This is a genomic window from Streptomyces sp. NPDC058257 (assembly GCF_042881845.1).
Lineage (GTDB): Bacteria > Actinomycetota > Actinomycetes > Streptomycetales > Streptomycetaceae > Streptomyces.
In genome coordinates this window covers 338,342-361,498 of the sequence record NZ_JBHVXJ010000001.1, presented here as the reverse complement: position 1 = coordinate 361,498, position 23,157 = coordinate 338,342, and the positions used below count along the sequence as shown (strand labels likewise).

Annotated in this window: 19 protein-coding genes; 13 read left to right on the top strand and 6 right to left on the bottom strand. The window is 70.2% G+C overall.

What is annotated here, in order from left to right; all coding sequences use genetic code 11:
* Position 1: 1 nt before the first annotated feature.
* The 5 genes from ACFVXC_RS01515 to ACFVXC_RS01495 all read left to right on the top strand — a co-directional run bounded on the left by ACFVXC_RS01515 (position 2) and on the right by ACFVXC_RS01495 (position 6,939).
* Positions 2–2,239 (top strand): right-handed parallel beta-helix repeat-containing protein, encoded by a 2,238-nt coding sequence (locus ACFVXC_RS01515; protein WP_389900410.1) that lies wholly within the window; start codon positions 2–4, stop codon positions 2,237–2,239.
* A 43-nt stretch (positions 2,240–2,282) separates the two neighbouring features.
* Positions 2,283–3,467, top strand: a complete 1,185-nt coding sequence (locus tag ACFVXC_RS01510) for a Gfo/Idh/MocA family protein (protein ID WP_389900408.1) — start codon at positions 2,283–2,285, stop codon at positions 3,465–3,467.
* 147 nt (positions 3,468–3,614) lie between these two features.
* The gene (tdh, locus tag ACFVXC_RS01505; protein ID WP_389900406.1) at positions 3,615–4,643 is read left to right on the top strand and encodes an L-threonine 3-dehydrogenase; all 1,029 of its coding nucleotides are present in this window, start codon (positions 3,615–3,617) and stop codon (positions 4,641–4,643) included.
* Positions 4,644–4,698: 55 nt separating this feature from the next.
* Complete coding sequence (locus ACFVXC_RS01500) at positions 4,699–5,907, top strand: glycine C-acetyltransferase (protein WP_389900404.1); 1,209 nt, start codon at positions 4,699–4,701, stop codon at positions 5,905–5,907.
* A gap of 132 nt (positions 5,908–6,039) precedes the next feature.
* On the top strand, positions 6,040–6,939 hold the full coding sequence (locus ACFVXC_RS01495) for a LysR family transcriptional regulator (protein WP_389900402.1): 900 nt from the start codon (positions 6,040–6,042) through the stop codon (positions 6,937–6,939).
* 87 nt (positions 6,940–7,026) lie between these two features.
* On the opposite strand, the gene ACFVXC_RS01490 is transcribed toward ACFVXC_RS01495, so the two are convergent.
* The 3 genes from ACFVXC_RS01490 to ACFVXC_RS01480 form a co-directional block, all read right to left on the bottom strand.
* A complete protein-coding gene (locus ACFVXC_RS01490; protein ID WP_389900400.1) occupies positions 7,027–8,268 on the bottom strand; it encodes an RICIN domain-containing protein in 1,242 nt (413 codons plus the stop codon).
* Between the two features lie 280 nt (positions 8,269–8,548).
* A complete protein-coding gene (locus tag ACFVXC_RS01485) occupies positions 8,549–9,097 on the bottom strand; it encodes a hypothetical protein (protein WP_389900398.1) in 549 nt (182 codons plus the stop codon).
* A 10-nt stretch (positions 9,098–9,107) separates the two neighbouring features.
* Complete coding sequence (locus ACFVXC_RS01480) at positions 9,108–9,869, bottom strand: sulfite exporter TauE/SafE family protein (RefSeq protein WP_389900396.1); 762 nt, start codon at positions 9,867–9,869, stop codon at positions 9,108–9,110.
* Between the two features lie 83 nt (positions 9,870–9,952).
* On the opposite strand from ACFVXC_RS01480, the gene ACFVXC_RS01475 reads away from it, so the two are divergent.
* Positions 9,953–10,882: a LysR family transcriptional regulator gene (locus tag ACFVXC_RS01475; RefSeq protein WP_389900395.1), complete on the top strand. Its 930-nt coding sequence runs from the start codon at positions 9,953–9,955 to the stop codon at positions 10,880–10,882.
* A gap of 56 nt (positions 10,883–10,938) precedes the next feature.
* On the opposite strand, the gene ACFVXC_RS01470 is transcribed toward ACFVXC_RS01475, so the two are convergent.
* Complete coding sequence (locus ACFVXC_RS01470) at positions 10,939–11,937, bottom strand: LacI family DNA-binding transcriptional regulator (RefSeq protein WP_389900393.1); 999 nt, start codon at positions 11,935–11,937, stop codon at positions 10,939–10,941.
* Between the two features lie 359 nt (positions 11,938–12,296).
* Between ACFVXC_RS01470 and ACFVXC_RS01465 the strand changes: the two genes are divergently transcribed.
* From ACFVXC_RS01465 to ACFVXC_RS01445, 5 genes are all read left to right on the top strand, one after another.
* A complete protein-coding gene (locus tag ACFVXC_RS01465) occupies positions 12,297–13,160 on the top strand; it encodes an ABC transporter permease (RefSeq protein ID WP_389900391.1) in 864 nt (287 codons plus the stop codon).
* Between the two features lie 128 nt (positions 13,161–13,288).
* Positions 13,289–14,317 carry an ABC transporter substrate-binding protein gene (locus ACFVXC_RS01460; protein WP_389900389.1) on the top strand — a complete coding sequence of 343 codons (1,029 nt, stop codon included), beginning with the start codon at positions 13,289–13,291 and terminating at the stop codon, positions 14,315–14,317.
* Positions 14,318–14,355: 38 nt separating this feature from the next.
* A complete protein-coding gene (locus ACFVXC_RS01455) occupies positions 14,356–15,183 on the top strand; it encodes an ABC transporter ATP-binding protein (protein WP_389901516.1) in 828 nt (275 codons plus the stop codon).
* A gap of 84 nt (positions 15,184–15,267) precedes the next feature.
* Positions 15,268–15,831, top strand: coding sequence for a helix-turn-helix domain-containing protein (locus ACFVXC_RS01450; protein ID WP_389900388.1), 564 nt, complete (start codon positions 15,268–15,270; stop codon positions 15,829–15,831).
* Positions 15,828–16,367 carry a GNAT family N-acetyltransferase gene (locus ACFVXC_RS01445; protein WP_389900387.1) on the top strand — a complete coding sequence of 180 codons (540 nt, stop codon included), beginning with the start codon at positions 15,828–15,830 and terminating at the stop codon, positions 16,365–16,367. The genes ACFVXC_RS01450 and ACFVXC_RS01445 overlap by 4 nt, the downstream gene beginning before the upstream one ends.
* A gap of 62 nt (positions 16,368–16,429) precedes the next feature.
* On the opposite strand, the gene ACFVXC_RS01440 is transcribed toward ACFVXC_RS01445, so the two are convergent.
* The gene (locus ACFVXC_RS01440; RefSeq protein ID WP_389900386.1) at positions 16,430–17,248 is read right to left on the bottom strand and encodes a sugar phosphate isomerase/epimerase family protein; all 819 of its coding nucleotides are present in this window, start codon (positions 17,246–17,248) and stop codon (positions 16,430–16,432) included.
* An 82-nt stretch (positions 17,249–17,330) separates the two neighbouring features.
* Positions 17,331–20,867: a ThuA domain-containing protein gene (locus ACFVXC_RS01435; RefSeq protein ID WP_389900385.1), complete on the bottom strand. Its 3,537-nt coding sequence runs from the start codon at positions 20,865–20,867 to the stop codon at positions 17,331–17,333.
* A 464-nt stretch (positions 20,868–21,331) separates the two neighbouring features.
* Between ACFVXC_RS01435 and ACFVXC_RS01430 the strand changes: the two genes are divergently transcribed.
* Together ACFVXC_RS01430 and ACFVXC_RS01425 are read left to right on the top strand one after the other, a co-directional pair.
* Positions 21,332–22,318, top strand: a complete 987-nt coding sequence (locus ACFVXC_RS01430) for an alpha/beta fold hydrolase (RefSeq protein ID WP_389900384.1) — start codon at positions 21,332–21,334, stop codon at positions 22,316–22,318.
* Positions 22,319–22,462: 144 nt separating this feature from the next.
* On the top strand, positions 22,463–22,843 hold the full coding sequence (locus ACFVXC_RS01425; RefSeq protein WP_389900383.1) for an MmcQ/YjbR family DNA-binding protein: 381 nt from the start codon (positions 22,463–22,465) through the stop codon (positions 22,841–22,843).
* Positions 22,844–23,157: the final 314 nt, after the last annotated feature.

Sequence of the window (23,157 nt, the reverse complement as noted above, 5' to 3'; positions counted from 1 at the left end):
AATGGCCGTCGTCGCTGCCGTCGGAGCCGTCATCGCGCCGCAGGGCGCAGCCCAGGCCGCCCCCGGCCCCAGGATCCTCCACGTCGCCCCGAACGGCGTCGGCCCGAACGGCGTCGCCCCGAACGACTCCGGACCGTCCTGCACCGCCACCCGCCCCTGCTCCCCACGAGCAGCCCGTGACGCAGCCCGCGCCGTCAGCGGAAGGGACGTACGCGTCGAACTCGCCGACGGCACCTACGAGATGAATGAGCCGCTGAAGCTCGGCGCGGCCGACTCCGGGCGCGACGGGCACACCGTCACCTGGACCGCCGCGCGAGGCGCCCGCCCCGTCCTGTCCGGCGGACGTGCGCTGACCGGCTGGCACAAGGGCGCCGACGGAACCTGGACGGCGGAGGTCCCCGAGGGGGTCACTCCGCGCCAGCTGTTCGTGGACGGTGAACGGGCCGTGCGCGCCCGGGGCGCGGCCTGCGCGGCGAGCACCTGTGACGCGACGAGGACGGGCATGACGGGTGCCACGGCCACCGGCATCGCCAACTGGCAGCGGCCCACCGGCGCGGAAGCCGTCATCAAGGTCCGCTGGCGCGACTACCACTGCCGGATCACAGGCGTAGAAGGCGACAACCTCACCTTCGCGCAGCCGTGTTGGACCAACTCCGCGAGCGGCACGAACCGTACGGGCCCCGCCTGGGACTCCACCACAGTCGACTCCTCGCGCTACTCCGGAGTCGCCTTCTTCGAGAACGCCCGTGAACTCCTCGACGAGCCTGGTGAGTTCGTCTGGGACGCGGCGGACCGCACCGTCGCCTACCTCCCGCGCGAGGGCGAGGACATGCGCCACGCGCGCGTGCTCACCCCGGCGGCCGAGCGGCTCATGGTCATCGACGGCGCCCACGACCTGCGCGTGCGGGGCATCGGCTTCGCGTACGCCGCGTACGGCCTGCCCTCCACGGATGAGGGCTACGCGGGCACCCAGGCCGGTCTCACCCTCACCGGAGCCACCGGCCCCGTCGATCACGCCGGGCGGCACTACACCAAGCCGAGCGCGGCGCTCACCGTGCGCGGCGGTCGCCATGTGGACGTCACCGGAGCGGAGTTCACGCATCTGGGCGGCGCCGGGGTCGTCCTCGAAGCCGGTACCAAGGACACCTCCGTCACCCGCTCCCGCTTCACGGACCTGTCGTCCGGCGCCGTGTACGTCGGTGACACCGAGCCGAAGCCGGAGGCCGAGCTCGCGGGTGAGCGCAACACCGTCGCGTACAACACGATCCGCCGCACCGGCGTCGAGTACACCGACTCGGTGGGTGTCTGGGCCGGATACGAGGCCGGGCTCACCGTCGACCACAACACCCTCGTCGACCTGCCCTACTCGGGGATCTCCGTCGGCTGGGGCTGGAACCAGCCCGAGGCCCGGAAATCCGTTCTCCGGGACAACCGAGTCACCAACAACCGGATCACGCATGTGATGCGCGTGGAGCACGCCCAGCACGACGGCGGCGCCATCTACACCCAGGGCGCGCAGCCGGGCACGGTCGTCTCCGGCAACTACATCAACCGCTCCGCCTACGGGAACACCGAGCGTGACGGCAACGGCATCTACCTCGACGAGCAGTCCTCGTACATCCGTGTCGAAGGCAACGTCATCACCCGCGTCGGCTACAAGTGGGTGTCCAACTGGGCCGATTACGGCATCCAGAACCACGCCACCGGCAACTGGACCGACACCGAAACGCCGGCCCTCACCGGCACCGGTTCGACGATGAAGGACAACCACACCAAGCTCGACCGGCTCCCCGCCGAGGCGCTCGCCGTGGCGGCCCGCTCGGGCGCGCACCGAGCGGCTGCCGAGCAACTGCGCCCCGACCTCGCCCGTACCGGCGTCGCCTCCCAGTCCTCGACGGACGGCGCGGCCCCGGCGGCGTACGCGATCGATGGTGACACCTCCACCGACACCCGCACGCTGTCCGAGCCGGGCGCCTGGTGGCAGGCCGATCTCGGCGGTGTCCGGCGCGTGGGACAGATCGAGGTCTGGAACAACGCCTCCATGACGACGGCCGGCTTCGACGTCCAGACCGCGAGGACCTCGGACTTCGCCGACGCCACGACCGTGCACGTCACCGGACGATCACTTCGGCCCACACTCCTCGACACGGACGCGGAAGCCAGATACATAAGGATCAAGCTCACCGGGACGGGACGCGTGGCGCTCGCCCAGGTGCTCGTCCATCCGTCACGTACGTAGGCAACACCCGAACTCCACAGATATTTGTACGGAAAGGCACACCATGACCGACCTCCGTCTCGGCGTCCTCGGCTACGGCCTGCGCGGTTCGCTGGCCCGCACCGCACACCGGCCCGGCGAGGGCCACCGCGTCACCGCGCTCGCCGACCACGACGTCACCGCGCGGACGGAGGCGGCCGTGGCCTTCCCCGGTGCCCTGATATCGACCGACCACCGCAAGGTCATCGAGGATCCGGACATCGACGCCGTCGTGATCCTCACCCCCGACCACACCCACGCGCAGCTCGCCTGCGAGGCGCTGCGCGCGAAGAAGCCCGTCTTCGTGGAGAAGCCCCTCGACATCGGCATCGAGGCCTGCGACGAGATCCTGCGGACCGCGTTCGAGACGGGAACCCGCCTCTACGTAGGCCACAACATGCGCCACATGCCCGTGGTCAGGCTGATGCGCGACATCATCAGGCGCGGTGACATCGGCGAGGTCAAGACGGTCTGGGTACGTCACTTCGTCGCCTACGGAGGCGACTGGTACTTCAAGGACTGGCACGCCGAACGGCAGAACACCACCGGCCTGTTGCTCCAGAAGGCGGCCCACGACATCGATGTCCTGCACTGGCTCGCGGGCGGCTACACCCGCCAGGTGCAGGCGCTGGGCGACCTCATGGTCTACGGGGACAGTCCGCACCGCCGCGAGCCGGGCGAACCGAAGACGGACGACTGGTACACCGAGGACGGCCACTGGCCGCCGCACACCCAGCGCGACCTCAACCCGGTCATCGACGTGGAGGACGTCTCCCTGGTCAACATGCGCCTCGACAACGGGGTCCTCGCCTCCTACCAGCAGTGCCACTTCACGCCCGACTACTGGCGCAACTACACCGTCATCGGGGACGCGGGCCGCCTGGAGAACTTCGGCGACGGCCCCGGGGGAGTGGTGAAGGTCTGGAACACGCGGCGCTCGACCTACCGCCCCGACGCCGACGCCCAGTACCCGGTGCCGGACGCCGAGGACGAGGGCGGGCACGGCGGGTCCGACCCGCTGCTCATCGAGGAGTTCGTCCGTTTCGCCCGCGAGGGAGGGCGCACCGACACCTCGCCGGTGGCGGCCCGGATGGCGGTGGCGGCGGGCGTGCGCGCGACGCAGTCGTTGCGGGACGGGGGCACGCCGCGTGAGGTGCCGGTCCTCGACCCGGAGCTCATCGCGTACTTCGAGCGAGGTCAGACCCGCTAGTGGGCGGGGCCTGGATCCCGGGTCTGGGCCGGGCCTGAAGGAAAGCTGCGGCGGCGCTTAAGAAATCCTCGATGGACCAGGGCGCCGCCGTAGGGAAGATTCCTGTGTCGTCGGTGGAACAAGCGACGTACGACAGGAGCCGCTGCGTTGAAGGCGCTGGTCAAGGAGAAAGCAGAGCCGGGTCTCCGGCTGATGGACGTGCCGGAGCCGGTGATCGGCAACGGAGACGTCCTGATCAAGGTGCTCCGCACCGGGATCTGCGGCACCGATCTGCACATCCGGGCCTGGGACGGCTGGGCGCAGCAGGCGATAGAGGCGCCGCTGGTCGTCGGGCACGAGTTCGTCGGCGAGGTCGTCTCGACCGGGCGGGACGTCGCGGACATCAAGATCGGCGACCGGGTCAGCGGCGAGGGCCACCTGGTCTGCGGCAAGTGCCGCAACTGCCAGGCGGGCCGCCGTCACCTGTGCCGCGCGACGGTGGGGCTCGGCGTCGGCAGGGACGGGGCGTTCGCGGAGTTCGTCGCGCTGCCCGCCGCCAATGTGTGGGTGCACCGCGTCGCCGTGGACCTCGACGTGGCCGCGATCTTCGACCCGTTCGGCAACGCGGTGCACACTGCCCTTTCCTTCCCGATGGTCGGCGAGGACGTGCTGATCACCGGGGCGGGGCCGATCGGCCTGATGGCGGCGGCCGTGGCCCGGCACGCGGGTGCCCGCAACGTCGTCGTCACGGACGTCAGCGAGGAGCGCCTGGAGCTGGCCCGCAAGGTCGGCGCGAGCCTGGCGCTGAACGTCGCCGAGACCTCGATCTGCGAGGGGCAGCGCGAACTGGGCCTGCGCGAGGGCTTCGACGTCGGTCTGGAGATGTCGGGCAACCCCGTCGCGATGCGCGACATGCTCGCCAACATGACGCACGGCGGCAAGATCGCCATGCTCGGTCTGCCGGCCGAGGAGTTCGCCGTCGACTGGTCACGGATCGTCACCTCCATGATCACGATCAAGGGCATCTACGGCCGCGAGATGTTCGAGACCTGGTACTCCATGTCCGTGCTGCTCGAAGGCGGCCTCGACCTCGCCCCCGTGATCACAGGACGCTACGGCCACCGTGACTTCGAGGCGGCCTTCGACGACGCGGCGAGCGGCCGTGGCGGCAAGGTCATCCTCGACTGGACCTCCTGACCTCCCAAACCGCGGCTGCACGCTCTCCACGGCTTAACTCCCAAAGGAATCAAGCATGTTCGACTCCGTACGCGACGACCTGCGCACCACCCTCGACGAGATCCGCGCCGCGGGCCTGCACAAGCCCGAGCGCGTCATCGGCACCCCGCAGTCCGCCACGGTCGGCGTCACCGCGGGGGGCCGCCCCGGCGACGTACTGAACTTCTGCGCGAACAACTACCTCGGCCTCGCCGACCACCCCGAGGTGATCGCCGCCGCGCACGAGGCCCTGGACCGCTGGGGCTACGGCATGGCGTCCGTGCGCTTCATCTGCGGTACGCAGGAGGTGCACAAGGAGCTCGAAGGGCGCCTGTCCGGGTTCCTCGGCCAGGAGGACACCATCCTCTACTCGTCCTGCTTCGACGCCAACGGCGGAGTCTTCGAGACGCTGCTCGGCGCCGAGGACGCGGTCGTCTCCGACGCGCTCAACCACGCGTCGATCATCGACGGCATCCGGCTCTCCAAGGCCCGCCGCTTCCGCTACGCCAACCGCGACATGGCGGACCTGGAGCAGCAGTTGAAGGAGGCTTCCGAGGGCGGGGCGCGCCGCAAGCTGATCGTCACCGACGGCGTCTTCTCCATGGACGGGTACGTCGCCCCGCTGCGGGAGATCTGCGACCTCGCCGAGCGCTACGACGCCATGGTGATGGTCGACGACTCGCACGCCGTCGGCTTCGTCGGCCCCGGCGGACGCGGTACGCCCGAGCTGCACGGCGTCATGGACCGCGTCGACATCATCACCGGCACCCTCGGCAAGGCGCTCGGCGGCGCCTCCGGCGGCTACGTGGCGGCGCGCGCGGAGATCGTCGCGCTCCTTCGCCAGCGCTCGCGCCCTTACCTCTTCTCGAACACCCTCGCCCCGGTGATCGCGGCGGCCTCGCTGAAGGTCATCGACCTCCTGGAATCGGCGGGCGATCTGCGGGAACGGCTCGCCGCGAACACGGCGCTCTTCCGCTCGCGGATGACGCAGGAGGGTTTCGACATCCTGCCCGGCTACCACGCGATCGCCCCGGTGATGATCGGCGACGCCTCGGTAGCGGGACGGATGGCCGAGCTGCTCCTGGAGCGTGGCGTGTACGTGATCGGCTTCTCGTACCCCGTGGTGCCGCAGGGCGCGGCCCGTATCCGCGTCCAGCTGTCGGCCGCGCACTCCACGGACGACGTGAACCGTGCGGTGGACGCCTTCGTGGCGGCGCGGGCGGAGCTGGACGCTTCGGGCGCCTGAGCGTCTCCACGGATGCCGGAGCGCCTCCACGGGTGCCTGGGCACTCACGGGCCTGAGTGCCCACGGGCGCCCGAGGAGGCTTGGCCGGACCGCCGGTGTCGGTGAGGTCCACGGTTTGGGACAATCGACCCCATGATCGAAGCGCGGCGGCTGCACATCCTCCGTGCGGTGGCCGACCACCGCACGGTGACGGCCGCCGCCGCCGCGCTCTACCTCACGCCGTCCGCGGTCTCCCAGCAGCTGACCGCCCTGGAGCAGGAGACCGGCCACCGCTTGGTCGAGCGGGGTGCACGCGGGGTCCGTCTCACCCCGGCGGGCGAGATCCTGCTCTCCCACACGAACACGGTCCTCGCCCAGCTGGAACGGGCCGAGGCGGAGCTCGCCGCGTACAGCTCGGGTGAGGCGGGGACGGTGACGGTGGCCTCCTTCGCCACGGGGATCGCCCTGGTGGTCGGCCCCGCTCTCGCCCGTCTTTCGTCCGGTGCGCCCGGGATACGCGTGCGGGTGCGGGACGCGGAGGGCGACGCGAGCCTGCCGATGGTGCTCGACCGGCAGGTGGACGTCGCCGTGGCGGTGGAGTACCGGGGCGCGCCGGGTGCGGACGATCCGCGCCTGACGCGGGTCCCGCTGTACGTCGAGCCGTTCGACGCGGTGCTCCCCGAGACGCATCGCCTCGCCGGGTCGGAGCGCGTGCCGCTCGCGGAGCTGGCCAAGGACGCGTGGATCGGGCCCTTCGCGGGCAACCCCTGTCATGACGTGGTGATACTCGCCTGCGAGGCCGCTGGCTTCCAGCCCCTGCTCGAACACTGGTCGGACGATTTCCGGGCAGTGGTCGCGCTTGCCTCGGCGGGCATGGGCGTGGCCCTGGTGCCGCGGTCGGCGCTGCGCGGCATGGACGTCTCGGGGGTGGTGATCCGCCCGGTGGAGGGCGTCGCTCCCACCCGCCGGGTGTTCGCGGCGGTGCGGTGCGGAGCGGAGGAGCATCCGCTGATCCGCCCGGTGCTCGACGCCCTGGGGGAAGCGGCGGGGTAGCGGTGGCGACCGGCCAACGGCCCGGCCCCCGTCGGCGGTGCGCCCCGACGGGACAGGGCCGGGTGCGCGATGCCGGCGGGACGGTGGCTACATCCAGAGGCCGTCCAAGAACGGGTAGACGTCGATGAGCCTGGCCGGGCCCTGGATGAGCCTGTCCTCGGAGACGACGACGAACTCGTCGCCCTTGGTGAGGAAGTAGTGGGCGGTGGAGCCGGCGACGGCCGTGCTCGCCGCGTCCGGGCCGCACCCGAAGGCCTCGGGAGCGGCCGTCAGCAGGAACTGCTGGTGGCGGGAGCCACGCCTCAGGTGCACCTCCGCGGGGTCCACGGTGCAGCTGTCCTTCTGGCCGAAGACCAGAAGCCGCCCGCCGTCGTTGCCGAAGCCGGTGACATCGCACAGTTCGCCGACCGCCTGCAGGAGTTCGGGGTGCAGGATGTTCTCCGCGTCGTGGACGGGGCCATGGCTCTTGTCGGAGAACTCGACGGCCTGGTCCCGCATGAAGCCCAGGTAGGTGTGGCCGCTGTGCCTGGAGGCCGGGCCGACGGCTTCGAAGCCCTCGCTGAACGGCTTGGGCAGGTGCGGGAACTGATCGGCGATCCTCCTCGGACCTGCTTCGATGCCGCGCCGCTTGGAGAAGCGGATGAACTCGTCCCCGCGGAAGCCGTCGAAGCGCACGTAGGGCGTGTCGCTGTCCGGGATGGCCTTGGCCGCCGACTCGAAGACGCCGCCGCCCGCGTCGAGCGCCTGCTTGGTAGCGCCGCTCAGGGAGCCGAGTACGGCGCCCAGGACACCGCCGCTTGAGGAGACGACGGTGGCCGTCAGCGCGTCGAACCCCTTGGCCTCGCCCCGACCGGGCACCCGTTCGAGGATCCACTGCTGGGCGGTGCGGGGGCCCAAGGCGGGCTTGGCCGCCTGCTCCAGGGCCGCGTCCGGCGCACTGCTGTCGTCGCGGACGGAGAGTAAATGACCGCTGTCCACGTTGACCAGCGTGTACCGGTCGCCGCCGATCTCCACGGGCCGCCACAGCTGGGACACGAGGAGATCCTGCCGGGTCTCCGCCGGACACTGCTGCACCGGCGAGCCCGCGCGCCCGCGGCCGGTCATGATGTCCATGCGCAAGGTGCTGTGCACGCTCGCCAGCGTCCAGGCGCCCTCCCGTGCCGCATTGGGCCGCAGATGCCACAACTGGCTGTAACGGGCGGGTCCTTGCGGGTGCAACTCCTGCTGTACGACCGGCACGCTCTGTGCGGTCTTGGCTCCCCGCACTCCCGCGTACAGCCCGCTCTCCTCGTTCTTGAGCAGGTAGATCCCCTCGGACAACGCAGACATTTGTCGACCTCCGTGAAAGACGGACAGTGATCCCCCGCGCGTGCGCCTCACAGAGTAGGAGGTGAGGCCGATTACCGATACGGGCTGATTTCGGCTGCTATTCACCCCTCAATTACCGGTACGTGCGGCGGTCGTTCACCCGGACGTCGACCCAGGTGGCGACAACTCTCCCCGCCGGCACATCCGTTGAGGGACGCGCGGCGGGGCGGGACACGCCGGGAGCGCGGGGGCCGGTTCTCACCTGTGACGCCGACTCAGCTGCCGCCCGGCGCTCTATTTGCTACTGGGATTCCTGCTTCTTGCCATCGGGGTCTCTCCGCATCAGCCCGCCGGAGACCGGCGCGGTGCCGAGATCGCCGTCCCCGTCCTTGTGCCGCAGGACCCAGTCGTCGAGGTCGTGTGCCGCTTCCAGCGGGTTGCCCGCCGTATAGGCCCGCCACCAGCCCGCATCACCGGGATCCGCGACGGCGGTGCCGCCCCCTTCGAGTTCCTCCCGGAAACAGGACTCCGCGGCGGCGAAGCGCGCTCGTGCGCTCTCTGGCTCCACGCCCAGAACGTCGCCGATGAGCTGCCAACCCGCGCCGCCCAGCCGCTCGCACACGGCGGCGGCCTCGAAGAACCGGTGTGCCGCCCTGAGCACACCGGCCGCGTCGGCCAGCACCGAGCCGGGGGAGCGGGCGGTGCCGTCGGGGCGCAGTTCGTGTTCGCCGATCGGTACGGCGGCGCGCGCGAGGCCGGCCAGTTCGCACGCCTCCTGGGCCATCGCCAACCGGGCTCGCGCGGCGTCCGCGCAGGGCGACTCGGCGCCATCGGAGTCCTCGTCCGCCATGCCGCCGGCCTCAGCCGCGTACGAAGTAGAGGACGGTCATCGTCACGGCCGTGGTGAGGATGACGCTCCGCAGCAGCCGGGCGGAGAGACGGCGTGCGAAGTGGGCGCCGACGAAGCCGCCCGCCAGCGCGCCGACGAACATCGGGGCGAGGACGCGCGGAGCGCTCAGTGCGTCCGATGCGACGAGGAGCAGCGCGGTCGCGCTGAGATTGATGGCCGCGATCTGGGTGATCCGCATCGGATTGCTGACGGCGGCGTCGAGGCCGAGGCCGATGCCCCACAGGGCGAACATCATGATGCCTACGGCACCGCCGAAGTATCCGCCGTACAGCGCGAGCAGGAACTGGCTGACCAGAACGGCCCGCGGACTCATGCCGATCTGGCGGCCGAGCGCGCCGCTTATCGTGCGGGAGAGGAGGCGGCCGAAGGCGAGAACCACCGTGGCGAACGCGAGCAGCCATGGCACAGCGGCGTCGAACGAGGCCGCGGGGAGGGTGAGGAGCAGAGTGGCGCCGAGCCCGCCCCCGATCACGCTGACCGTTGTCAGGGCTGTCGTCGACGTCGCTCCGAGCGGGGCGAGTTCGCGTCGGTAGACCCATCCGCTGGCCACGGCCCCCGGCACCAGGGCGATGGTCGAGGACGCGTTCGCCGTCACCGGGGACAGGCCGACGGCGACCAGGGCGGGCAGCGCCACGAACGTGCCTCCGCCGCCGACGGAGTTCAGCGCTCCGGCGGCCAGGCCTGCGATCAGGACCAGCAGAATCTCGGACACCCGCCGAGCATCGCCCCGTGACGGGTGGGACCACAATGCGTAATCGATGTACCAAGCCTTAGGCTGTGCCATAGGCTCATGAGGTGCGCTACGACCTCGACGATCTGCGGCTCTTCCTCGACACCGTGACGGAGGGGTCGATCACCGCAGGCGCCCGCCGGAGGCATCTGAGCCTGCCTTCGGCCAGCGCCAGGGTCCGCTCCCTTGAGCAGCAGGCCGGTGTGGCACTCCTGATCCGCGGCAGGAGGGGGGTACGCCCCACCCCGGCGGGGACCACACTGGCCCGGCACGCGCGCGAGGTACTCGCCCAGACCGTCCGGCTCGAAAGCGCCGTCGCGAGCTATACGAGATCCCCGACCGCGCCCCTGACGCTCCTGGGCGGCGGTTCCGCGGTGCACAGGCTCGTACCGCAGGCGCTCGTCTCGTTCCTCCGGGCGCACCCGGACGTCGACGTCCGGGTCTCCGAGAGGCGCACCCCGCAGATCGTGCGGTTGCTCGTCGACGGCGAGGCGGACCTGGGCATCGTCCTCGACGACGAGGCGCGCGACTGCGGTCTCGCCATGGAGCCCCTCGGCGACGACTCCCTCGTGGTGGTCGGCCAGGCCGGAGGGATCCTCGCGGGCCGTACGTCGCTGACCTACAGCGAGGCCGCCGAACACCCGCTCGTCGGGCTCGACGCCGATGCCTCGCTGCGTCGCTGGATCGAGCGACACGTGGGCCCGCACGCACCCGTGGTCCGCTACCGCACCACGGTCGCCGATCTCAATGTCCTGGTCGCCCTGGCGGCGGCGGGCGTCGGCCTCGCGATCGTCCCGCGCCGCGTGATCGACCCCAGCCGGCCCCTGGACGTATGCGATCTCCAGGCTCCCTGGGCCCGGCGCCACCATCTGCTTGCCTGGGGCGCCAAGAACGGCCCCGCGTCCCCGGCGGCAGAGGCGCTGGCCGACCATCTGCGCAAGGCGTCCACCTCGGAGCCCATGCTGCCGGGGCATCGGGTGGCCGGGTGGGGGTGAACGGGCGGGTGCCGGGTGGCGGGGCCGTGGCGGCGACTGCTGGTTGCCGAGGGGGCTCAGGACGACGGGCGCCCCGTGCTGGCCCGCAGCACCACCTCGCCCCGTACCCGCTCCACCCGTGACCTCGCACCCCGCTCGCGGAGCGCCAGGGCGAGTACGTCCCGCCCCATCCGCGTCAGCGGCAGCGCCACCGTGGTCAGCGGCGGAGTCAGTTCTCCGACCAGGGGGATGTCGTCGAAGCCCGCGAGCGACACGTCGTCCGGCACGCGCAGCCCCCGCTCCCGCAGCGCGCCGAGGGCCCCCACGGCCATCACGTCCGTCACCGCGAAGACGCACGTCGGCCGCTGGCCCCGGCGCAGCAGTTCGGCCGCCGCCGCATGACCCCCGTCGCGGGTGAAGGCGCCCTCCACGATCCGCTCCGGCGGCAGGGGCACCCCCGCGTCGGCCAGCGCCGCGCGGAACCCGGCCAGGCGGTCCGCGACCGTGGTGAGCCGTTCGGGGCCCGTGAGGACGGCGAACTCCCGGTGGCCCAGGGCGAGCAGCGCCCGCGCCAGGGCCCCCGCCCCCGCCCGGTTCTCGGGCTGCACCGTGTCCACGCGCAGACCGCGGTGCCTGCTGATCACAGCGACGCGGCCCCCGTCCCGAATGTAGGGAGCGAGCTCCGACTCCAACGCCCGTTCCCACGCGGGGTCCTGGAAGCCCGACCCGATGAGCAGGATCGCGCGGGCCCGCTGTGCCCGCAGCATCGAGACGTACGCGATCTCCCGTGCCGGGGCGCGGAAGGTGCTGCCCAGCATGACCAGTACATCCTGCTCGGCCGCCGCCGCCATCACCCCGCTCGCGATCGCCGCGAAGTAGGGGTCGCCGACGTCGTGGCAGATGACGCCGACGGTGTTGTTCGAGGAGCTGGCGAGCGCCTGCGCATGGGCGTTGGGGATGTACCCCAGCTGCTCCGCCGCTTCGAGCACCCGGCGCCGCAGGTCCTCGCGGACGCGGGTCGTGCCGTTCAGGGCCCGTGACGCGGTGGCCGGGGAGACCCCGGCGGTTCGGGCCACCGCGTGCAGAGTGACATGCGGCCCGTGCTCACGGCCGCGCCCTGGTGCGGGCAACTGCTCACGGGGCTGCCCCGAGCCGGCTCTCCCCGCTCCGGCGGCCTGCTCCCCGTACCCGCGCCCGGCTCCGGCTTTCTTCGCGCGGGACCGCCCCGCTCCGGGTTCCTGCTCGCGCCCCAGTGCCCGCACCGCGCCCCCTTCGTCTCGCGCCGCGAAACTTCGAGCCGACCTATTGACCCTGCGGTCAGCCAGTCATTAGCGTGGCGGACACCTTATCAGAAAGCGCTTTCTGAAAGCGGTTTCCGCACCACCGAAGCTCCGCGACTACCTCCGAAGTTCGCTGCATGCCAGGGGAGTTCACCGTGAGCCAGAGTGCACTACAGGCAACTCCCGTGAAGGCGGCGGGCGTTGCCGACCGCAGCAGCCCGACTCTGCGGCAACGTACCGCCGACGCCGCCGAGAAGAGCTGGCGTCCGCTCGTCCTGCTGCTCGTCTGCTTCGGGGCCTGGTGGCTGATCGCCGCCACCGAGATGGTCGAGGCGTACCTCGTACCCTCGCCCGGCGCGACCCTCGACGTGATCCTCGACAAGCCCGACTACCTTTGGCAGCACACCTGGGTCACCACGTACGAGACCCTGCTCGGCTTCATCATCGCCGTGGGCGTCGGCATTCTCTGTGCGGTCCTCATGGTCTACTCGACGACCGTCGAGAAGACGCTCTACCCGATCCTCCTCTTCGCCCAGGTCGTGCCCAAGATCGCGATCGCCCCGCTGTTCGTCGTCTGGCTCGGCTTCGGCATCGCTCCGAAGATCCTCATCGCCGTTCTGATCGCCTTCTTCCCCGTCGTCATCTCGATGGTGACCGGGCTCAAGGCCGTCGACCCGGAGATGCTCCAGCTCTCCGCCACCATGGGCGCGCGCCCCTGGCAGACCTTCCTCAAGATCCGCTTCCCGGCGTCCCTCCCACACCTGTTCTCCGGCCTGAAGGTGGCCGTCACCCTCGCCGTCACCGGCGCCGTCGTGGGCGAGTTCGTCGGCGCGAACGAAGGTCTCGGCTATGTGATCCTCCAGGCCAACGGAAACCTCGACACCCCGATGCTCTTCGCGGGGCTGCTCGTCATGTCGCTGATCGGCGTCGTCCTCTTCGTGCTCGTCGAGATCGCCGAGAAGCTGCTTCTGCCGTGGCACGCGAGCCGCAGGGACGTGGCCGCCACGACGGCGTACTGACAACACTCGGCAAAGCACGCCCTACTGACAACACTCGGCAAAGCACGCCCTACTGACACCCACCACGCGGTGCCGGCGCACCCACCCCGCCATGTCCGATGCTCGACGTACGCGAGAAGGGCTGTTCCATGCACCCGCGCAGACTGCTCACCGGCCTCGTCCCCCTGGCCCTCGTCGCGGTGACCGCGACGGCCTGCGGCGGCGATGACGACAGGACGAGCACCAGCGACTCCGGCAAGAAGCTCGACAAGGTGACGCTGACGCTCAACTGGTATCCGTACGGCGAACACGCGCCGTTCTACTACGGCAAGAAGCAGAAGATCTTCGAGAAGCACGGCATCGACCTGGACATCAGGGCGGGCCAGGGCTCGCAGAAGACAGTGCAGGCCACCGCCGCAGGGCAGACCGACTTCGGCTGGGCGGACACCCCGGCGGTGCTCGCGGGCGTCGACCAGGGCGTCAAGGTGAAGAGCCTCGGGGTCTTCCTGCAGACGACGCCCGCCTCCGTGCAGTTCTTCGACGCGCAGGGCATCGAGGCGCCCGCCGACCTCAAGGGCAAGATGATCGCGGGTACGGCGGGCGACGCGCTCACCAAGACCTTCCCGATCTTCCTGGAGAAGAACGGCATGGAGATCTCCGACGTCAAGGTCCAGAACACCGACCCGGCGGGCAAGATCGCCGCGGTGATCTCCGGCAAGACGGACGCGCTGCTCGGGTACGCGAGCGACCAGGGACCCACCATGCAGAACAAGGCCAAGAAGGACGTCTCGTATCTGCGCTTCTCCGAGAACGGTCTCAACTTCTACTCCAACGGCCTCATCGCCGGACCCAAGACCCTTCAGGGCGACGGCGATCTGGCCAAGCGCATGACCGCCGCCGTGAGCGAGTCCTGGGCAGCCGCCGAGAAGAGCCCGCAGCCCGCGGTCGCCGCGATGGAGGGCGCGTCCGAGCAACTGCCGCCCAAGGACGTGCTGTCCGAGCAGTTCAGGACGACGCTGACGCTCCTGCACACCGACGCCACGAAGGGGAGGGCGCCGGGCGTCAACACGGAGGCGGACTGGCAGCAGACCATCGACGTCTTCTCGAAGGCGGGCATGGTCAAGGAGGCCAAGCCCGTCGCGGAGTACTGGGACGCGGCCAAGGGGATCAAGGGCTGAGGGGCGGCAGGGGAATGACGAAGGACGCGACTCTCAAGATGAGTGACGGCCCACGGACGACAGGCGATCCGCGTACGAGGGCGGGGAAGGCGAGGCCGTCCGCGGTGCGCCTGGACGACGTCGCCGTCCGCTTCCGTACGAAGAAGAAGGACGTCACGGCGTTGCGGGACGTTTCGCTTGACGTCGGCGCGGGCGAGTTCGTGGCGATCGTCGGGCCTTCGGGGTGCGGCAAGTCCACCCTCCTGAAGCTGGTCGCCGGGCTGCTCGCGCCCTCGTCGGGCGACGTGCTCCTCGGCGGCGAGCCGGTGCGCGGGCCGCGCCGCGACATCGGCTACGTATTCCAGCGTGCCGCGCTCCTGGACTGGCGCACGGCACGCCGCAACATCCTGCTCCAGGCGGAGATGCGCAGGATACCCGGCGCCGAAGCACGCGCGCGCAGCGACGAGTTGATCCGCATGACCGGACTCGAAGGCTTCGAGGACGCCTATCCGCACGAACTGTCCGGCGGCATGCAGCAGCGCGTCGCGCTCTGCCGCGCGCTCCTCCACGAGCCACCGGTGCTGCTCATGGACGAACCCTTCGGGGCGCTGGACGCCCTCACGCGCGAGCAGATGAACGTCGAGCTGAACCGCATCTGGCGCGAGACCGGAACCACGGTCCTCCTGGTGACCCACTCGATCCCTGAGGCCGTCTATCTCGCGGACCGCGTCGTCGTGATGAGCCCGCGCCCCGGCACGGTGGAGGAGATCATCGACGTCGGGCTCCCCGCCGAGCGTTCGTACGCGACGACGCTGGCGACAGCCGAGTTCGGCGAGGCCACCGGACGTATCCGCGAGCTTCTGGGGGCGGTGTCGGCGCACGAGTGAGGCCTGAGAGCCGTAGCTTCCGAAAGATCGCCGGAAGCTGCTGATGTTTGCCGCGCGTTTCATATTCGGGATGGCGTGCCGAATATGAAACGTGATGATGTCGATGAGCGGCTCGCCGCCCGCCTCGCCGAGCTGCGGGCTGAACGCGGCTTGTCGCTGGGCGACCTGGCGGACCGCAGCGGCGTGAGCCGCTCCACCCTGTCGCGCGCCGAACGCGCGGAGATCAGCCCCACCGCGTCGCTCCTGAACCGGCTCTGCGCCGTCTACGGGCGCACGATGTCGCAGCTCCTGAGCGAGGTGGAGGCCGAACCCGCGCAACTGGTGCGCGCGGCCGGGCAGAGCGTGTGGACGGACGGCGCATCCGGCTTCGTACGGAGGTCGGTGTCGCCGCCGCACGCGGGGCTGCGCGGCGAACTCGTCGAGGGCCGCCTGGAACCGGGCGCGGACGTCGCGTACGACCGGCCTCCCGTACCCGGCCTCGAACAGCACATCTGGGTGCTCGACGGAACGCTGGAGATCACCGTGCGGGGTGAGACGCACACCCTGGACGTCGGAGACTGCCTGCGCTTCCGGCTCTGGGGGGCGACACGGTTCCGGTGCCCGGGGGAGCGGGCCGCGCGGTACGTCCTTGTGGTGGTCGCGCGATGAGGGCGGAACAGGCGACTGCGACGCTCACGCGCCTCACCTCGGATGAACTGGACCAGTACGCGGACGGATTGGGGGCTCTGCTCGCCGACGTCGTGGACGGCGGCTCCTCCCTCGGCTTCCTCGCGCCCCTCGACCGGGCCGCCGCCGCCGACTGGTGGCGGGGCCTGGCACCGGCGGTGGCGGACGGGCGGCTCGCCGTCTGGGCCGCGAGCGACGCGGGGCGGGTCACCGGGACGGTCAGCGTCGGCTTCGTGGACAAGCCCAACGGCAGGCACCGCGCCGAGATCCTCAAGCTGATGGTCCACACGTCCGCGCGCGGTCAGGGCCTCGCCCGCACCCTCCTGGCCACGGCGGAGCAGGCGGCGGCCGACGCGGGCGTGACCCTCTTGATCCTGGACACGGAGACAGGAAGCCCCGCCGAGACCCTCTACCGGAACGGGGGTTGGACGGCGGCCGGGGTCATCCCCGACTACGCGGCCGATCCGGCCGGGGTGCTCCACCCGACGACACTCTTCTTTAAGAAGACAGGTCTTTGAGAAGACGGGTCTCCAGGAAGACGAGCGGTCAGAGCGAGCGCGCCCCGGCCGGACCCGGCACATCAGTACCGCAGCGCCGCCAGATACCGGTAGCTGTTACGGGCCGTGGCGAACGGATCGGTGGGGGTGTCGTGCTCCACCAGCCACTGCTTGACGCCACCCACGCGCGCGTGGTCGAACATCGCGGCGAAGTCCAGCGTCCCCGAGCCGACATCGGCGAAGCCGCCGTCCGGCGCCATGTCCTTCACATGGAGCGCGGGGAACCGCCGACGATGCCGTACGAAGTACGACGCCGGATCCCCGCCGCCCTTCGCCGCCCAGTACACATCCAGTTCGAAGCCGACCAGATGCGGGTCGGTCTCGGTCAGGAGGATGTCGTACAGGCTCCCGCCGTCCACCACCACATGGTCCGTACCGTGGTTGTGGAACAGGACCGGGCCGAGGCCCGCGTCGCGCGAGGCCTGACCGATGCGGTTGAACTGCCGTGCGGCTTCGCGGAATCCTTCCGGCGTGTGCAGCGCCCCTGGCAGGCTCGGCACCACCGGCCACTTCGCGCCGAGGGTGTGCAGATCCTCCAGGGCCTGGGGCAGACCGCTGCCCTTGAGCGTGTCGTACGCGACGTGCTCAAGGACCGCCTTCAGGTCCACCGCGTCGAGCATCCCGCGGATGTCGGCCGCGCCGTACCCGTGCCGGCCGCTCACGCCCACGGTGGCGTAACCGATGTCGGAGAGCCGCTCCAGTGTGCCCGCGAAGTCCCGGGCGAGGACGTCGCGCATCGTGTAGAGGTGCATGCCGATGCCGCCGCGCGGGATGCGCCGGCACCGTGATGCCTCACCCGCGTGCGCGGGCAGTGCGGTCCCGACCGCTGCCGCGAGCCCCATCGACGCACCTAGAAAGGCTCGTCTGGTCCCGTTCAGGCCGGTTGTCTTTCCGCTCGGACCGTTGCTCTTCATGGCCACCCCCTCACTTCGCCGTGATCCGGACCGCGCCGGTCGTCGTGTCGCCCTTGTCGTCCGTGACGGTCAGATGCGCCGTGTACGAGCCCGCGCGCGCGTACGTGTGCTCGGCGCTGCCGCTCTCCGTGCCGGAGGGCTTGGCGTTGTCGCCGAAGTCCCAGTGGTACGAGGCCGCGGTGCGGCCCGTGGGGAGCTTCACCGTGCTCGTGAGCTTGACGGCGAGCGGCGCTGTGCCACTGCCCGGGGCCGCCTTGACCGTCACCTTCGCGCCGGCCTTCTTCTCGACGCCGGGGCCGTTGAAGTGCAGCCAGTCGAGGGTGAGGAGATCGGCCTTGTCGGACGACCACTCGGGGTTGGTGAAGACGGCGTACAGCTTCGTCGTCCCGTCGTGGTCGGCCAGTTCGGCGGTCGGCGAGATGAAGTTGCCCCAGCCGCCCGTGTTCGGCACGGTCACCTTGCCGAGCAGCTTGCCCGTGGGAGACCCCGCGCGGAACTCGATGTCACCGCCGAGACCGCCCGAAGCCGTGCCCACGGTCACGGAGTCGACGCCCTTGAGGTTCACGGGGTCGAAGGAGACCCAGTCGCCGTCCTCGATCTCGATGAGCCGCTTGCCGCCGGACGCGTCCGCGCGGTCACCGGTGTCCACACCTCCGTGCGCCCCTCCGGTGGCGGTGCGGTGCTCGGCCTCGCGGAAGGAGGTCCGCAGCGTCAGGGATGCGGAACCCGTCAGGGCGGGCACCCCGGACGCGCCCTTGTCCTCGTACTGGGCGGTGATCCCGTAGTAGAGATTCTGGCCAGGTCCGTGGCTGTCCCCGGCGTCCGTCACGATCTCGCCCGCGCAGCCGGTGTAGTTGTCCAGCGGGTGCAGATGGGCGTCGTGCCCGAGCTGGGACTGGACGACGACCCGCTTGCAGTCGATCTTCCCGTCCTCCTTGTCCGTCACCTTGATCCTGAACGGGATCGTGTCCCCGAAACTGAACGTCCCGCCGTTGGGCGGCTGTTGGATCGTCACCACGGGACGGGTGTTCCCGACGGTCACCTCCTGCACGGCCAGACCGCTCAGACCGTCCGGCCCTGTGACCTTCAGCCGCGCGCTGAACTGCCCCTTCTTGGTGTAGGTGTAGGTCGGATTGGCCTCGGTCGAGTCGGTCGTGCCGTTGCCGTCGAAGTCCCACGCGTACGTGACGGGCTTGTCGCCCGGCAGCCCCGAACCCTCACTGGAGAACGTGACCTTGAGCGGGGTGCCGCCGTTGTCCGGAGTGGCCGTGACGCGGGCGTCCGGCAGCCGCCCGTCCGCCACGTAGTCGATGCGGTAGATGCCCGCGCCCTCGTTGCTGCCGCCGCGGCCCGTGCCGCTGCCGAGCCCGAAGTCGATGACGTACATCGCGCCGTCGGGCCCGAAGTCGGCGTCGAAAGGCTGGTTCCACTTCATGTCCGGGAAAATGGAGTTGATCGAATTCAGGTCGCCCGCCTTCGCGGGGTCGAAGCGCGGATCGTTGAACGTCTGGTCCTTCTCCTGCATCGAGAAGACCTTGAACCACTGCCGCGTCAGCTCGTAGTTGAACCACTTCCCCTCGAAGTACTCGGGGAACTTCGTCTTGTACGTGTTGTCCGCGTCGTAGTCGTAGACGGGGCCGCTCATCGGGGCGCCGCCGCCCGTGCCGAGTTCGGGGAACTCCGCGGAGGCGGAGTAGGCGTACCAGACATCCGCCGGCTGCGCCGGCGGCAGCTCGCGCAGACCCGTGTTGTTCGGGGAATCGTTCACGATCTTCGCGCAGTCGAACTTCGCGCCCGACTTCTTCGTCGCGAAGTCGTAGTCGTTGAAGGGGGTGTTGTTGCCGACGCAGTAGGGCCAGCCGTAATTGCCCGCCTTGGTGATGCGGTTGAACTCGACGGTCCCCTCGGGGCCGCGGTCGGCGACGGCCGCCCTCGCGTCGGGCCCGTAGTCGGCCATCAACAGGGCGCCGCTCAACGGGTCCGTGGTGATGCGGAAGGGGTTGCGCATGCCCATCGCGTAGATCTCGGACCGGGTCTTGTCGGTCCCCGGCGCGAAGAGGTTCCCCTCCGGCACGGAATACGTACCGTTGTCCTTCGGCGTGACGCGCAGGACCTTGCCGCGCAGGTCGTTCGTATTGCCCGAGGTGCCTTGCGCGTCCCAGGCGCGGCGGCCTTCGCGCTCGTCGATCGGGCTGAATCCGTCCGACGCGAACGGATCGGTGTTGTCACCCGTCGCGATATACAGATCGCCCTTCTTGTCGAAGGCGATCGAGCCCGCCATGTGCGAGTTCGCCCGGCCCTCACCACGCAACGTGGGAATGGCAAGGAGCCGCTTCTCCGTCGCCGGATCGACCTTTCCGTTCGCTTCGGTGAAGCGGGAGAGATTGATGTGTTTCTCGGTCTTGTCGGAGTTCAGGAGATAGATCCAGTGGTTGTCCTGGAACTTGGGGTCGAGCGCGAGGCCGAGCAGCCCGTCCGACTGACTCGTCATCTCGGGCGTGTAGTCGAAGTCGAGCGCCGTGGAGACCTTCAGCGTCTCCTGGTCGATGATCTTCAGCTTGCCGGTGCGCTGGATGAAGAACACCCGGCGGTCGGGGGCGACGGCCAGCTCGAAGGGGTCGGCCAGGTCGTTGGTGGCGAGCGGCGTGCGCTGGAAGGCGCCGGTCCTGGTGGCGGTGCAGTCGCCGGGCTTGTTGCCTGCGGCCCACTCGATGCCGCCGAGAATGTGCTTGAGGAAGCCCGCTTCCTGGAAGGCCGACTTGTCGTGCCCGCCCGCCGTGTACCAGGAGCGGCCGCCGTCATAGTTCTGGCACCAGGACCACGGCTGGTCGACGCCCTCGTCGAGACCGGTGACGCCGTCACGCACCTTGACCTGCGCGAGCGTGTGCACCTTCCCCGTCGGATTGGTGCGCCAGTTGTACCACTCCTCCGTGCGCTCCCAGAGCTCCGGAAGCCCCTTGGTGGAGGGGTGCGCGTGGTCGAGTACCTTGATCCGCCCGGTCTGCACCTCGGGGTGCTTGTCGAAGATCGCGCCGACCAGACCCTCGTACCAGGTCCAGTCCCGCTCGCTGGCCGATGCCGAGTGCAGGCCGACCCAGCCGCCGCCCGCTCGGACGTACTTCTGGAAGGCCGCGCGCTGCTCGGCGTCGAGCAGATCGCCCGTCTGCGGGGTGGAGTTGGTGTTGTTGAAGACGATGGCCTGGAAGCGGGCGAGATTGGCGTCGGTGAAGGCGGCCGCGTCGTCCGTGTCCTCCACCTCGAAGCCGTTCTCGCTGCCGAGCTTCTTGATGGCCTCGATGCCCGCCGGGATCGATTCGTGGTGGGAGTTCGTGGTCTTGGAGAAGATCAGAACGCGGAACGGGGCGGCCGCTGCTGCGGCTTTCGGCTGCGGATCCGCTTGTGCCGCGGCGCGGGGCGGAGCGGTGAGGCCGAGGCCGATCACGAGAGCCAGCAGGGCGATGAACGCGAGCCAGGGGCTCGGCGTGGTGGGGCCGGGTCTCGGCCGGACGGGTCCGCGTCTGGGCGCGGTGGGACTCGTGGTACTCATGGCGCTCCCTGGGCTGGGCGGGTGGACGGCTGCCGGTAGCCGGGTGTGCGGTGAGTGCGAGTTGCGCTGTGCGGGTTGCGCGGTGAGAGCTGCGCGGTGCGAGCTGCGCGGGTGCTTGACCTCTGGGTCTCGGTGTGCGGAGACTAGAAAGCGCTTTCTCCCTGCGCGTTGCTCAGCGTAGGTTCCGCTCTGACGGAGGGTCAATGGGTCGGAAGGGCCTGGCGTGAGAAGGGAGTCACCGAGAGGTACCGGTAGTGGTGCTGGTATGAGGTCGCGTGTGCGGGGGAGGGTTCCAGGACCAGGAATCAGAGCCGTACGGAAGCCGGACAGGCGCCGTGCGGAAGCCGTACCGAAACGAAACCGCCCAGCCGCACGGAAGTGCCGTACCGAAGCCGCAGAGCTGCACAGCAGTGCTGCACGGCGGTACGGAAGCCGTACCGAGCCGCACAGGGGAGTCTCCCGCCATGTCTGACCACGCCTCGACACCCGCCCCCGCCGCGTACACCGCCGGACTGGTGAACGCGGCGGACGGCGTCCCCGTCGCCACGTACACCTGGCTGCCCGAAGGCGGTCGACCGCGCGCCTTCGTGCAGATCGCGCACGGCGCCGGTGAACACGGACTGCGCTACGACCGGTTCGCGCGCCACCTGATGGCGCACGGCTATGGGGTGATCGCCTCCGACCACCGGGGCCACGGCGCGACGGCACAGGCGACGGGTGGGTACGGGGTGACGGGTTCGTCGGCCGACGCGTCTGCCGCGGGGCCCTCCTTCGACAGCTGGCGCGCCATCGTCGACGACCTCAAGGCGATCGGCGACCAGGTGCGCACCCTGAATCCCGGAACGCCGCTCTTCCTGCTCGGCCACAGCATGGGCTCGCACCTGGCCAGGGACTATGCCCAGGAGTTCCCGGACGGCCTCGCGGGCCTGATCCTCTCCGGGACGTTCCGCTCCCTGCCCGGGGTCGGCATCGAGGAGTCGATCGTCCGCCTGGAGCGTGAGATCGCCGAGGACGACCGCGAGTCGCTCTCCTCCTACCTCCCCGAACTCTTCGCCGCCTTCAACGACCGGTACCCGCACCGCACCGGTTTCGAGTGGCTCTCCCGCGACGAGGCCGAGGTCGACGCGTACGTCGCCGACGAGCGCTGCGGATTCCCGTTCTCCGCCGGGCTCTGCCTGGACTGGGTGCGTGCCGTACGCAAGATGAACGACCCGCGGAACCTGGCCCGGGTCCCGGTGGACCTGCCCGTCCACATCGCCGTCGGTACCGAGGACCCCTGCAACCAGGGCATGACGCTGGTCCATGAACTCCTGGAGGACTTCCGGTACGTGGGCCTGGACGACCTCACCTGGCGGGGGTACGAGGGGGCACGTCACGAGATCCTCAACGAGACCAACAGGGACGAGGTCCAGGAGGACCTGAGGGACTGGCTGGACAAGCGGGTGCTGTGAAGGGGGGGGGCCGGGGGAGGGGGGCCGCTGTCTCCGGGGCGCCGCTGCATCCGGGGTGCCATCGTCATCCGGGACGCCGCTGCATCCAGGGTGCCGTCGTCATCCGGGGCGCCACTGTCAGTGGCGTTGGCTACGGTTCACGGCATGTCTCGAGCTCATGCCAAGGCCCAGGTCACGGGTGACGATGTACGCCGTATCGCACTGTCTCTGCCGGACACGACGGAGAAGATCGCCTGGAGCATGCCCACCTTCCGGGTGGCCGGAAAGATGTTCGCCACGCTTCCCGAGGACGAGACGTCCATCGCCGTGCGGTGCCCGAAGGAGGAGCGCGACGAGTTGGTCCTCGCGGAGCCGGACAAGTTCTGGATCGCCGACCACGAGGCGATGTTCGCCTGGGTGCGCGCACGGCTCTCGGCCCTGGACGCGGCCGAGCTGAAGGACGTCCTCGCCGACTCCTGGCGCCAGGCCGCCCCCACCCGACTCCTTGACGCCTACCCCGAGTTGGGTCTGCCCCCGGCGAGCTGAGGCGATCGGCCGCTGTCAGTGCGCCATGGCATGATCCAGGCACATGATCCGGGCAGGGGTGGAGGGCGAGGGGCCGCGGGACGGCGGGCCCGCCGCTGCCGCCAGGGGGAGGAGACAGGGGTGCCGTCAGGGGGCGGGGTGGACGAGGGCGGGCGTGCGCGGATCCCGGTGGAGCGGCGGGGCGGGGACGAGCACGCGGATATGAGCAAGCGCAGGGACGCAGGCGAGGGCAATGACGCGGGTAAAGACAACGACGCGAGTAAGGGCAACGCAGCGAGTAAGGGCGAGCCACCCGTTCGCGCGCCCGATCGCCC